The 14,594-nt window shown below is 40.2% G+C and carries 8 protein-coding genes; all 8 read left to right on the top strand.

Annotated features, from left to right (window positions below):
• Positions 1 to 2,109 (top strand): hybrid sensor histidine kinase/response regulator transcription factor (locus tag ACQR30_RS05160; protein WP_429732243.1); only part of this gene is annotated, 2,109 nt, incomplete at its 5' end.
• A gap of 631 nt (positions 2,110 to 2,740) precedes the next feature.
• Positions 2,741 to 5,974, top strand: coding sequence for a SusC/RagA family TonB-linked outer membrane protein (locus tag ACQR30_RS05155; protein ID WP_429732241.1), 3,234 nt, complete (start codon positions 2,741 to 2,743; stop codon positions 5,972 to 5,974).
• A 103-nt stretch (positions 5,975 to 6,077) separates the two neighbouring features.
• Complete coding sequence (locus ACQR30_RS05150; RefSeq protein WP_429732238.1) at positions 6,078 to 8,108, top strand: RagB/SusD family nutrient uptake outer membrane protein; 2,031 nt, start codon at positions 6,078 to 6,080, stop codon at positions 8,106 to 8,108.
• Between the two features lie 66 nt (positions 8,109 to 8,174).
• A complete protein-coding gene (locus tag ACQR30_RS05145) occupies positions 8,175 to 9,890 on the top strand; it encodes a DUF5123 domain-containing protein (RefSeq protein WP_429732235.1) in 1,716 nt (571 codons plus the stop codon).
• Between the two features lie 169 nt (positions 9,891 to 10,059).
• Positions 10,060 to 11,445 carry a glycoside hydrolase family 28 protein gene (locus ACQR30_RS05140; protein ID WP_429732232.1) on the top strand — a complete coding sequence of 462 codons (1,386 nt, stop codon included), beginning with the start codon at positions 10,060 to 10,062 and terminating at the stop codon, positions 11,443 to 11,445.
• A 150-nt stretch (positions 11,446 to 11,595) separates the two neighbouring features.
• Positions 11,596 to 13,134, top strand: a complete 1,539-nt coding sequence (locus ACQR30_RS05135) for a DUF5703 domain-containing protein (RefSeq protein WP_429732229.1) — start codon at positions 11,596 to 11,598, stop codon at positions 13,132 to 13,134.
• Between the two features lie 105 nt (positions 13,135 to 13,239).
• Entirely contained in the window at positions 13,240 to 13,899 is a 660-nt protein-coding gene (locus ACQR30_RS05130; protein ID WP_429732226.1) for a hypothetical protein, read from the top strand.
• A gap of 307 nt (positions 13,900 to 14,206) precedes the next feature.
• Positions 14,207 to 14,594 (top strand): glycosyl hydrolase family 28-related protein (locus ACQR30_RS05125; RefSeq protein WP_429732223.1); only part of this gene is annotated, 388 nt, incomplete at its 3' end.

Below are 14,594 nucleotides of genomic sequence, written 5' to 3'. Positions count from 1 at the left end.
TATATTGGAATGACCAAGGGGTATCTGCATTTCAATCCGCAAAACTTTAATAATGATCGTATTTTTGGGTCGCTGGTATTTACTAACCTGCAGATAAATAATAAAAACGCAGGACCAGAAATAAAGGATAACTATATTGGAAAAGATGTTAACTACCTGCCCAAGCTTATTCTCAAATACAACCAGAATATTTTAAGGTTGGATTGTGCATTACTGGATTATCGTTTCACAGGTAAAGAACTTCTCGCTTATCGATTGAAAGGTTTTGATTCGATCTGGTACGACGCCAGCCAGAACACACAAATTACTTATACAAATCTTCCCGCCGGAAAATATCTGCTTGAAATAAAAACGTTGCGTGCCGATTTATATACGAATACCGTATTTAGAACCTTATCTATAATCGTGCGTCCTGCACCCTGGAAAACGTGGTGGGCTTATACATTATATGTGATTGCAATAATCACTTTAATAACATTCATCAGCAGGTCGTTATTGACGACACTCAGACTCAAGCATAATATCAAGCTTGAAAAAAAACTTGCCGCTTTAAAACTGAATTTCTTCACAAATGTCTCCCACGAGCTGCGAACGCCACTCACCTTGATACTTGGTCCACTGGAACAACTTTGCAAAAAAGAGCATCTATCTGCTGAAGGTAAAGATTATATAGAAGTGATTAAAAAGAGCGCTGGCAGGATGGCACATTTTGTAAACCAACTACTGGACCTGCGAAAAATTCAGGCAGGAAGTGCAAAATTGAACATTTCCTATACGGATATAACTGGCTTGGTTAATAACTGTTGCCAACATTTTTTAGCAATGGCTCAAAACAAGGGTATTAGCCTGCACACTGAGTATAGCTCAGAGAACTTGTTCGCGTATGTAGATGCTGAAAAAATAGATACGATCGTCTATAACCTTTTAAGTAATGCATTTAAATTTACGCCTGAAGGTAAGTCTATAGAGGTTGTGATAGAGCCGCTTCAGGATGGTAAAGCATTTCGTGTGTGCGTTGCTGATCGGGGCCCTGGTGTGAGACCGGAAGACTTGTCAAAAATCTTTGATCTTTTTAATGGAGGCGGTCAATTAAATGATTCAACAAAAGGTACAGGCATCGGGCTGGCTTTATGCCGGGAGCTTGCAGAGCTTCACAAAGGAAGTATTGCCGCTGTTAATCGAAAAACTGGCGGATTATCTGTTTGTTTTATTATTGATCGCAATATTAATAAGCAAAACGGGCACGATGTTTTGACAAAGCCTCCAACTTTACCCGAGATATCCTTGGTTGAAGAGTATGGAACAGACACTGATTTGCCACAGCAAATAAACCTTGAAACATCACTGGTACTGTTGGTCGAAGATAACGTTGATCTGAATTCTTTTATCAAAAGACAACTGAGTGAGTTTTATAGGGTGGAAGTGGCCTTCGATGGAGAAGAAGGTTTGCAAAAGGCTGTTACGATCCAACCTGATATTATCGTTAGCGATATAATGATGCCTAAAATGGATGGTATTACCATGCTTGATAAACTAAAGAATGATTTACAGACCAGTCATATACCCGTTGTACTACTGAGTGCAAAGTCTTCTGTAGAAAGCCAGGTAGAGGGGCTAAATTATGGAGCCGACTATTATATTACCAAGCCATTTAGTAACGATTTTCTGATGGCCTCTGTAAAAAATCTTATTCGTCAAAGGGCTACACTATTTCAGAAAATGATAAGTGGTAAAACCCCTGACTTAAAACCAGAGAAGGTCTTAATTACATCCCGGGACGAAGAGTTTCTCAAACGAGTAGTGAAAATAGTTAGTGACAATATGAATGAGCCGGCTTTTAATATTGAGGTGACCGCAGCGCATTTAAATATGACGCATAACACCTTTTATAAAAAATTTAAAAGTCTTACGGGACTTACACCTGTCGAATTTGTAAGGGATACAAGGCTGCAACGTGCCAAGGAGTATTTGGAAAGTGGAGGCTATAATATTTCTGAAGTAGCATATATGACCGGTTTTACTAATCCTAAATATTTCAGCACCTGTTTCAGGGAAAAATATAACATTTCTCCTTCCAGCATTTCAAAATCCAAACTGTCTCAGTTGTGAACTGTTCGTGCGAATATCCTTAATCAGGGTTAGCGTTTGTCGCCTACATCCCACTGGCTAAAGACCTCTGGGTTTTACGCTCTGTTATAAAAATTGCTACAAGATCGAGGCTTCAGTTTAAATCATTTTCACGTGACATCCATCCTGCTTTTTGTAACCAATGAATTAATCAAACAATCAATCATTCATTCATTTATTTATGCGTTTTTCCTGCAGGCGGGATAGCTAGGCTAGCAACATCTTAACCGGGCAGACCTTCTAAGCACATAAAATGTTTGTGATAGGGGGTGAAATATCCTTACGCACTTACTGTGGGGATCTGCGATACAAATGTTGCAACTCCTCTGATGACTGCTTTTGTCTATAAGTAGAATTTTTTCATCCAATAAATATATTTAATTTTATTTTAATTTATTTTTATTTGATTATCAAATATATTTTTTTCATACTCCGAAAATTCGAACCATTTTTCCGAAGAATTGAACCTGTTATGGATCCACTCTGGCTAGATTTGTCTGGTACAGAACATGACGATATTTGCTTCGACTCGCCTCACAGTTAAATGAAGGATTGAAAAAACAAATGGCAGTTATTTTATCCTGTATTTCTTCTAAAATTTAAATCTGCATGTATGAAAAAAATGTTTCTTTTTTTGACATTTCTTGGAATCTCGGTGGCAGCTTTTTCACAAAAAGTCACTGGGTTGGTTACCAGCGATAAGGGCGATCCTTTACAGGGCGTCTCAATTATTGCTAAAGATGCAAAAGGTGCAACAATTAAAGGCACTTTTACCAATGTGCTTGGAAAATTTACTTTGGATTACGTTAATGGCAAAAGACCACAGACAATTTCTTTTACGATGACCGGATATGTTTTTGAACAACGCGTTTTGGCTCAAGGACAAGACTCCCTTAATGTAAAAATGAAAGAGGAAGTGAATGGTCTTAATGATGTAGTAGTGATTGGTTACGGAACCGTAAAACGAAAAGATCTTACAGGCGCGGTATCTTCCATTAATGAAGATAAGCTCAAAGATCTTCCGGCAACTTCTGTATTAACTGCTATTCAGGGACGTTTACCCGGTGTTAATGTTACAATTACAGAAGGCTCCCCCGATGCGGATATTAACGTACGCGTGCGCGGCGGTGGTTCTATCACACAAGATAATTCGCCTTTGTACATCGTAGATGGTTTTCAAGTACCTAATATCAATAATATTGCGCCGCAGGATATCCTTAGTATAGATGTTTTGAAAGATGCAGCGTCAACAGCCATTTATGGGGCTCAAGGGGCAAACGGTGTTATTTTAATAACTACTAAATCGGGGAGTGCGGGGAAGCCCCAAATTAACTTTAACACGTATGTCGGATTGAGTAATGTTTATAGATTGACCAATGTTTTGGATCCATATGAATTTGTATATTATCAGAAAGAACTTGATCCTGCTCCTAATGCAAGTTTCTTTGGGGCGTACGGCAATTGGGATGATGTAGATATCTACAAATCAAAACCCGGAATCAATTGGCAGGATAGCTTATTTGGCAATACCGGTATTCAACAAAGCTACAATCTTGGGCTAAGCGGAGGGGATAAATCCTTAACCTATAATCTTGGATACACCCATGATCAGGAGACCTTCGTCATGCTTAATTCACAGTATCAACGCGATTATTTCAGCGCAAAGATCAATAAAAAGATCAGCAATAAACTAAGCCTCGATTTCAATTCGAGAATGTACAATACAACGATTACCGGTCCGAGTGTATCAAGCGGGAATAAATTGAGAGATGCTATTAAATATGGCCCTGTAAAAAGCCTTACCGCATTAGGTGCCGGCGCTTTGGGCGATAACGCCGATTTTTCTTCGCCGGAACAATTAAGTTCCTTAAATGATCCTATTTATAATATAGTCAATGAATATAAAAAGCAAAATCAATTCAATGCGACTTTTAATGCGGGGCTTACATGGAAGATTACTAATAGCTTGACATTCTCTACCAAAGGTTCCTATGCTTATAACAAAAATTATACGGATGATATTTATTTGAATAAAACAGGGCAATCCAGCGCCAACGGTGGTCAACCGGTAGCGACAAGAAACGACCAGAAAGGTACTATGTGGCAGGTAAGTAATGTATTGAATTACAATTTCAATTTCGACGGAGACAAACATCAGGTTACGGCAATGGTGGGGCAGGAAATGAGCAGCTCGCAAATGAATCAGACAGCGATAAGTTCCAAGTTTTTCCCTATAGATTTTACGGCAGATAATGTATTGGCGATGTGGAATTATGGAACGCCTGATCCTACTTATACCACGATAGGAGAACCTTCGAGAACATCTTCCTTCTTCACTCGTATGAATTATACTTATAATCAGCGCTATATACTGACACTAACGGGCAGAGCAGATGGAAAAAATGTATTTGCTCCCGGTATTCAGTGGGGATTTTTTCCTGCTGCAGCAGCAGCCTGGAGATTGTCGGATGAGTCCTTTATGCAAAGTACCAAAAATTGGTTGTCCGATGCAAAAGTGCGTTTAAGCTACGGACTTGTGGGCAACGCAAGGGTTGGTTCTTATTGGAGGCAACAATATAATTCTGTTACTGGAACCAACCAGCTTATTTATTTTAATAATATGCCTCAAAGCGCCATCCGGACATCGAGTACGCTCAAGAATGAAAATCTTACCTGGGAAAGCACCACTTCCGCCAATTTAGGGTTCGACGGAGGATTGTTTAAAAACAGGATCACCTTCTCATTGGATTTGTATGATAATACTACGAGAAATCTGATACTCGGTGTCGCTTTACCTTCCAATTCAGGTTATACAACACAATACCAGAATATAGGAAGCACGCGAAACAAAGGGTTGGAGTTCTCGGCTAATGCTGAAATAATCCAGAAAAAAGACTTTAGTTTATCTGCTGCATTTAATATAGCATTTAACCAAAACAAAGTATTGTCGCTGAACGGTGCAGACACCATGATAGTAAACTCTAACTGGGGAGTTAATGTTGGCGCGGACGATTACAGGGCAATCGTAGGACAGCCGGTTGGATTGATGTACGGATATGTAAGCGATGGCTTTTACAGTTTTGACGATTTTAATTTTGACCCCAATCAACAAAAATGGGTAATTAAGCCGGGAGTGCCTGATGTCACCAAAGTACTTACTTATTCCGGCAATTATTTCGGGCCTGGGCACATGAAGTTGAAAAAGCTTAAACAGACGGATGCCAACGATACTTATATTTCTCCAGATGAAGACAGAAAAGTGATCGGGCATGCACAGCCTAAATATACAGGCGGTTTTTCTTTTAACGCTACTTACAAAGGCTTCGATTTAACAACGATGTTCAACTACACTGTGGGCAATGACATTTACAATGCTGATAAAATTGATAATACATCTTATTCGGGTTCCAAAAGATACCAGAATATAAGTACTATTATGAGTTTAAAGAACAGGTTCACTATCATTGATCCTGCGACGGGCAACAATATCATGTTCGGGACTTATGCCAATCCTGCATTGTTCGAAGAATTAAATAAAAATGCAAAAATCTGGAGTCCGATGATGGCTAATGCAACCATACCAACGGATTGGGCTATAGAAGACGGTTCGTTCCTGCGCTTGAGCAATGTTACATTAGGCTATACCTTACCGTCTAATATTTCCAAAAGATTCTTCGTGCAAAATCTACGATGCTATGTGGCTGGCTATAACATTTTTGTATTGACACGCTATTCAGGCCAAGACCCCGAAGTAAGCACAAGGAACAGTCCGCTTACACAAGGTGTGGATTATTCTGCCTATCCGAAAGCGAGGAAAATATTGTTTGGTCTAAATGTTACCTTCTAAAAAATATATGCAGGTGAAATGAGCTGTAAGAGCTTTGCATACTCAAAGCGATGATTATTTGGCGAATTCCATCTGACCATTAAAAAACGATAAAAATAAACAGATGAAAAAAATATTTTTAATAATTTCGGCCGTGTCTTTTTTGGGACTTTCTTCTTGTAAGAAATTCCTGGACACCTCGTCACCCTCTTCTCTGAGCTCTCAAACCGTTTACAGCTCGCCGTCTTTGGCAAAGGCTGCTGTAATGGGCTTATACGGAAAAATGACAGATACATATATTTACGGACAAAAGCTTTCTGTTAACTGGCAAGGAGTATCCGATATAGAATGCAACGGTACATTTACGGAATCGGGGTACAATTCCACAAGTTCAGATACAGGCCCGGGCAATTTCTACGGCAGTATTTATAATGCCACTACAAAGTGGGCCTCCTTATATGATTTCGCAGAATTATCTACTACCGCTGTTGACGGTATCAGAAATTCTCCGATATTGGAAAGCTCAGCAGCTCAGATGAAACCGTTGTTGGGGGAAGCGCTTGTCATGAGGTCTTTGGCATATTTCAACCTAGTTCGATATTGGGGTGCTGTCCCTTTTAAAAGAGAAACATCGAAATCCGACTTGTCTAATGTATATATGGGGCGCGTTGACATTGATACTATTTATCATTATATCGTTCAGGATTTACAGGAAGCAATAAATTATTTACCCTGGCTGGGCGCTAATACGGAATATGGTACTGCTGAACGTATAACAAAAGGGTATGCAATGGGTTTATTGGCAAAAGTATCTTTGTTTGCAGGCGGCTGGTCGTTGAGAGATGGCAATAGGTTCCCGGATTCCAAGGCGGAACATAATCCAAACATTCCTGAACAAGGCGGTTTTTATGTAGGACGCCCTTCGAACTGGAAAGACTATTATCAAATTGCTGCAGATACTACCGCTTCCATGATTGGTTCCGCTCAAAATCCGCATAAATTAGACCCGAGCTATATAGATATATGGCAGAAAGTTTGCGGACAGCTTCCGAATCCCACCAACGAAAACCTGTTTGAAGTGGCGTTTGGAATGGGAAATAACGGTGACATTGGTTCTTTGATGGGCTACACTGTTGCAGGAAATACGAAATATGGCACGAGGGGATTTGGGGGTAGTTATGTAACATCTACTGCTTATTATTTTTATTCTTTTGATTCGACAGATACAAGAAGAGATGCAACTTTAACTTGGTTTAATTATACATCCGATAATAAAGAAGCAATGGGAACCAACCCAATGAGTGTGTCTTTCGCAAAATGGCGGATTTACTGGACTTCTCCGGCATTTCTTGCGTTGCAAAAAACGGCTAATTCAAGAATTGCTACGGGTATCAATTGGATATTGATGCGTTATTCCGATGTTTTGTTGATGTATGCGGAAGCGATGAATGAATTGTATGGGCCGGACGTAGCCAATCCACTAGCCGGTGGGATGACCGGGCGCCAGGCATTGGAAAAAGTGCGTGAAAGAGCATTCGGTGCAGGTTCTCCAAGGATTACGGCTTACGATCCCGATTTCTTTAAGGCGATTGTGAATGAAAGGGCATGGGAATTTGGTTGCGAGTCTATTCGTAAAGAGGATTTAATCAGGTGGGGATTATTATACGATAAAATCGAAACTATGAAAAAAACATTATGTTTGATGTTCGACGATAAAGTGCCGGTAACCATTTTTGATAAAACATATCAGCCTACAAATTTTCCTCAGACTGTTTATTATAAGTACCAGGCTGGTAATGAATTTATAGATCCTGCATCGGTCAATTATTACGGGGATCTTCCTGCAAACCCAGGAGCGCCATATTCGTCCGTTTCATGGTTCCCTAAAAGCGCGCTTAAGCCTTTGACCAATCCATTGCCTACTTCCAATTATGTGATTTGGCCGATACGTGTTTTAACGGCGGGAACGGGTCTATATCCGTCCTATAATTATTCAAATTTTCTCGGAACTCTTTCCAATGGATCGGATATTCAAGCCGCTTTGGCAAAATATCCTATGGGTAACGGTTCGGTTTATTACAGATATCCTTACGCCGTCTACTATCAGGACATTTATCAATCAAATGGTAAAATACAAAACTCTTATGGTTATTAACCTGTCGGTATAAACGCGATGATTATGTAGCAAGAATCGCTGTGAAGCAGCACAAAAATTAAACAGATGAAACGTAGCATAACAACTTTCTCTCACGCAAGAGAATATGAAGGCGGAGTCCCATCCGACCAAAATAATCGCTGCAAAGCAGCAAACGAAAAATTTATACGGATGAAAAAATTATTTTTGGAACTAATAGCATTTGTACTTATTGCCACATCAGCGACGAGTTGTATAAAGAAAGTAAACGACTGGCCCGTTGATCCGTCACAGGCTCGCCTGTTTACGCCACTGACATTTGCTTTGTCAACCGCAAATGCGACATCGGTAGAGTTAAGTTATACGCAATCGATATCTGCGACCAAATATATTTTTGAGTTTAGCAAGGATAGCCTGGAATTTAAAAACATTGTAAAAAGGGTAGAAATATTGGCGGATACCTTAACGCCTTTCGCTCCGTCCACTACGCCTACAAAAGTGCTGTACCACACTACATTTGGTGATTTGGATGGGACTACCGGCTATTCCGTGCGTATGAAATGTGTGGATACAACTACCGGCTTAGAATCTAATTATTCGGAATTGTATTTTAAAACGATTGCCGAGCAATTGTTTACCGGCTCGGAAGTTTCTACCGACCATATCAAAGTAAATTGGACGCCAACGGACAGCGTGACGAATATTACGGTTTATAACAACTCAACAAATGAGCAGCTACAACAAATAATGCTGACTGCAGCCGATAAGCAAGCCGGATCGCTGGATATAACCGGTCTAAGCGCCGGAACGAATTATAAGCTTGTTATTTATAAAAACGATGTGGTCAGGGGAACATTGGTAGTAAAAACAACCGGGTTGCAAGGTGCCGTAATTATCCCCGTAAACCCCGGTGATAATATTGATTCTTTGGTGGCAAATGCTATCGCGCAAGGGACGCCAAACATCACACTATTATTCAAAGGCGGACAAACATACAATCTAGGTACGCTTATTCTTCCTGCAGGGTTATCCAACATTAGTTTTACAGGGGAAAATAGTGTTGATGGCAGAGACGGATTGCCCGCAACAGTAAATATCAGCGAAGCAAGGCTTACAGATGCTATCTTTGGAAAAATGATCTTTGAAAACCTGATATTAGTCGGCGGTACAAGTAATTATCTGATTAATATCGCAACCGATAATATGCAGGTAGAGGAGTACGATTTCGACAATTGTATTATTTCTAATTTCAGAAGCGTAGCACGTGTTCAGAATAAAATAGTGCAAATAGGGCAGATAAATATTAATAATAGTGTTTTGCATAATATCGGGGGCTATGGCGTTCTTAATATTGGCGGACCATCAATTACACTGGATTCTATCAAACTGACAAATAATACAATAATCAATTCTTCAACACAAATAATGGATGTACGAACTGTGGTTAAACTCTTAGCAGTAAATAACAACACCATTTATAATCAGTCCGTTGCCCTTAATCAGTTTATTCTTTTCGACCAAGCTGCTCACGAGCCGATTACTTTCGAGGCAGCTAATAACATTATCGCAGGAACGAATAACGGCAGCAAATTAAAGGCTTTCAGCTTAACATATACCGGTTCTTTTGCCGGAAGTTATAGAACTAATGAAATGACGATGTCGCAGGATTTCCCAGATATTACCATATTTAACGGACCCGCGACGGCAATATTTGTCGATCCGGCCAATGGTGACTTCACATTAAAATCTGGTTCGGGTTTTGGCGGTATAGGCACGGCAGGAGATCCTCGCTGGTGGCAATAGGCTTTGATAATAATAGGAGAACTTCCTGTATTCAGAGGTTCTCTTATTATCTTGTATTTGTGAAATTTCGTCATCTTTTTTAAAGTCGGATAGGTATAAATACCCATAAGTTCTTATCCTGGCTTTAGATTGTATTTCACGGAAATTAAAAAACGTAAAAATTATATAAATGGGAAAAAGCGCGTGTTTATTTTTAATGCTATCGGCAATCTTATTGTCGTCTATTTCTTGTAAAAAAGCAACGGCTTCATCTCCTACGGTGAACGAGCCAGATTCGTCGATTATTAAAAACAATCCGCCAAAAGATTCTACGCTAATACCGCCTGCTTATCCAACAAATTGGGGCGACTCCATTGCTGTTCCGAAAATTCCTGCAGGCAACTTTGTTATTACTGATTTTGGCGCGTCTACAACTGCAGCGGATAACGCCGCCGCTATTCAAAAAGCGATCGATTCGGCCACAAAAGTCGGAGGCAAAACGGTTGTTGTTCCGGCAGGTATATTTAATTGCGGGCCATTAAAATTGAAGAGTAATGTAGGATTACAGATTTCTGACGGAGCTGTGTTAAAAGTACTGGCTTATAATACTTACCCGGGTTCGGGAGGCACAGCATCTCTTGCTGCATTTTTAGATATGAGTAGCTCAACCAATGTATTAGTCAGCGGTAAGGGAATGATAGACGGACAGGGCGCTGCATGGTGGACTGCCTACAATGCGACCAAATCAACCGCCGGTATTGCCAGGCCTGCAATGATTAATTTCGACAATGCAAATACAATTGAGGTTGCCGATATTACCATACAAAATGCGCCTAATTCGCATATTAGTGTTCATAGGGGAAATAAGAATGTTACCATTTCGGGCGTTACTTTAATGTCTCCTCCCAATTCTCCAAATACGGATGGCATCGATGTCTGGTCGCCTTATGTCAATATTCTGAACTGTAATATCAGTTGCGGAGATGATAATATCGCGATGAACAACAATACGAAATATGTAACCATTACAGGCTGTAAATTCGGCCGAGGGCATGGTCTTTCTATTGGTAGCTATACTTCGAATATCGATCATATTTACGTGAACAATTGTACTTTCGATAGCACCGATAATGGCGTTCATATTAAATCCAGTCGTGACCGCAGTGGCATAGTAGCCTATCTGACTTATTCAAATCTAACGATGACAAAAGTTGGTATTCCTATTAATATATGTGAATATTATCCAGATAATACAATTCCGGCAACGGCAACAGCCGATCCGGGACAGCCTGTTACAGTTACTACGCCTGTTTGGAAATATATAATGCTTAAAAATCTTACAATAACAGGTTCCAATAGCGCCGGGTTACTATGGTCTGTACCGGAAATGCACATGAAGGATCTTTTTTTTGATAATGTAAATATCTCTGCGACCACCGGAATGAAAATGAATAATGTAGATAGCGCTGCATTTATCAATGGTTCCAAAATAACTGTTAGAAATGGAAACGCATTTGTAAGTACATCTGCTTCTACTATTACAGGAATCAACCTCATAACAGGGCTGGCACAGTAGAAAATACAATATCCAGGTTAATGAATAATTTTATCAGCCACAGTAATACGAATCACAGAATGAACTAAATTATAAAACGAACAGATCTTGCGAATGCTGTGTAAAACTCTCTGTGGTTAAATAAAAATTTAAACTCAAAAAAATAAAACCATGTTTATCAAACTCAGGCAAATGATTTGCTGCGCCGTAATTACAGTGTTATCGATAAATACCCTGTCAGCCCAGTCAAAAGCAAATATATGTCCTGTTGCCAATCTTGTGTGGCAGGGTTTAGGAAAAAATGAAAACGATGCAATGCCTTTTGGTAATGGAGATATTGCGGTAAATGCCTGGACGGAAAACAACGGCGACATTGTTCTGTTAATAGGCAAAGCAGATGCCTGGGCGGAAGACGCATCTTTATTAAAATTAGGCCGCGTGCGTATCAGCATTACGCCGAATCCTTTTGCCGATACAACTGGAATTACACAGACATTATTTTTTCAAAATGGCACAATCGAAATTAAAAAGGGAAATAATACGGTAAGGCTTTGGGCCGATGCTAACAATCCTGTTGTACATGTGCAGGCAAATTTGGTACAGAAAGGACAGTTGGTGGCAGTTTTTGATCCATGGAGAAAAATAGAGCCTTCCGATAAAATTGATTTACAGGCTAGCAAGGAAATAATGTCGGGCGATAAAGCTGCAAGATTAAAACCCGATGTGCTGTTTCCTGCAAATAACAACCGCATTGCATGGTGTCATTTTGATGTAGACAGCTATTATCCTTATACGCTCAAACAGCAGCATTTGGAAAGTTTGATCGGTCAGTTCAGCGATCCTTTATATCATCGTTGTTTCGGCGCAATGATCACCGGGCGTGCAGTGATAGCCAGGAATGATAGTACAGTTGCTTCAGCTCGGCCGACAAACGCGCAACAATTGGATATTATTGCCTTGACCGATACGCTAACAAATGCGCCTGATATCTGGTTGAAAGAAATAAATCAAATGACCAATAGGATAGAAGCTATGAAGATAACTAATATGGTTCTCGCGCATGATCGCTGGTGGGCAAATTTTTGGGACAGAAGTTTTATTAAGGTTAGCGGTCCGGACGATGCGCAAAAAGTAAATGACGGTTATGCCATTCAGCGTTATATGATGGCTTGTTCTTCACGTGGCGAAATGCCGGTGAAGTTTAATGGAGGGGCATTTACGGTTGGACACAATATCCCCGCAGGTTTTAAACAAACAAAAGAGGAGCATAATCCCGATTACCGTGCTTGGGGCGAATGCTATTGGAATCAAAACAATCGCCTGTTGTATTGGCCGCTCATTGCTACGGGCGACACCGATTTGATCAAGCCTTGGTTTGCTATGTATACTAAACGTCTGAAATTTGCTGAAGCAAGAAACAAGATTTATTATCAACATGGTGGTGCGAGTTATCCCGAAACGATGTATTTCTGGGGACTTCCCCGCATGGGCGATTTTGGTGAACATAACCCTACCAATGTAATTCAAAGCCATTGGCAGCGATACCATATACAGGGAACGCTGGAAGTCATTAGCCAGTTACTCGATCAATACGATTATTACGGCAATAAAGACTATGTGAAAAATACAGTCGTTCCGTTTGCCGATGCAATTGTTACTTACTATGATCAGCACAGGAAGCGCGATGCAAACGGAAAGATCTATATGTAGCCGACTCAGTCGCTCGAAACCTATCAGTTAGATGCCGTCAATCCTACGCCGGACATTGCAGGGTTGAAAAGTATATTGCCCCGGCTGTTGGCATTACCCGAAGATATGACAACACAACAACAGAGAACTAAATGGCAAAAAGTGCTGCACGATCTACCTGAAATTCCTGTTGGTAGGACTACAAAAGGTAAGATACCGATCCCTGCATTAGCGCCCAGCGACCCTGATGGAGCATTAGTCATACTTCCTGCGCAGAAGTATGGTAAAAGAGGCAACTCTGAAAATCCTGAATTATATACTGTTTTCCCATATAGACTTTACGGTGTAGGCAAACCTGATTTAGAATTGGCAAGAAGAACCTATTTCGCGCGCCGAGCGCCGCAAAATACCTGCTGGGGACAAGATGGAACGCAGTCTTCTATACTCGGGTTAACGAGCGAAGCGAGCAAAGCAGCTATCGCAGAATTTACCAATTACGGTGATCAGCATTTTAAATGGTTTTGGAAATCGGCGCACGATTATATTGCGGATATGGACAATGGCGGAGATGGTATGATAACGCTTCAAAACATGCTGATGCAATGCGACGGGAAAAATATCCGGCTAACACCCGCTTGGCCTAAAGACTGGACAGCCGATTTTAAATTGCATGCGCCTTACAATACCATTGTCGAAGGGCATGTAGAAAAAGGAAAAGTTTCCAAACTAAAAGTAACGCCTGCAAACAGGGCGCAGGATGTTATTATTGTTCGTTCGCGCGATTAAAAATAACTTAAAGCTGTTCGGGATATTAGCAAAGTGCATCCCGAATGAAAGATGAATACAGATTTTTAAGCTGCAAAATAAAATAGATAACAAATTCGTCTTTACCAGTGGTTGTAAACGCACTGCGGAACAACCAGAATGGCCAAGTGTTTATAATAGGTTTTTGTTTAAAAAAAATTTTACATTCTCATTGAATCGTGAGGTAGGAACGACGTGGCAATTTCATCTCTTATCATTATTCATTTCTGAAAAATAAAAAAACAAGTTCACTGCAAAGATTAAAGAATAACAAATAGAATATTTATCAATGAAAAAAAAATTATTTTCTCTTTTCGCGGCATGTGCAATTTTGATAACGAATCATTCCATCGCGCAGCAAGACAAATATTCGTGGGACAATTTACCCGTTATCGAAAAACCTGAATTTAAAAAAGATACTTTTAATATTGTCAGTTATGGTGCAAAAAACGACGGTGTTACCCTAAATACAATTAGTATCAACAAAGCCATTGCGGCCTGCAGTGAAAAAGGCGGTGGCATAGTTTTGGTTCCACGGGGTATGTGGATGACCGGACCTATTGTTTTAAAAAGTAATGTCAACCTGCATATCAGCCGGTCGGCTCTGCTGCAATTTAGCGATGATAAAACTCAATATCATTTGGTGGTAGGGAATTTTGAAGGGCATCGCGCTATCA

The sequence above is a fragment of the Arachidicoccus sp. genome, from assembly GCF_050436765.1.
GTDB lineage: Bacteria > Bacteroidota > Bacteroidia > Chitinophagales > Chitinophagaceae > Arachidicoccus.
Note: the sequence above shows the minus strand (reverse complement) of the source record. Positions and strands in the feature narration are given on the sequence as shown.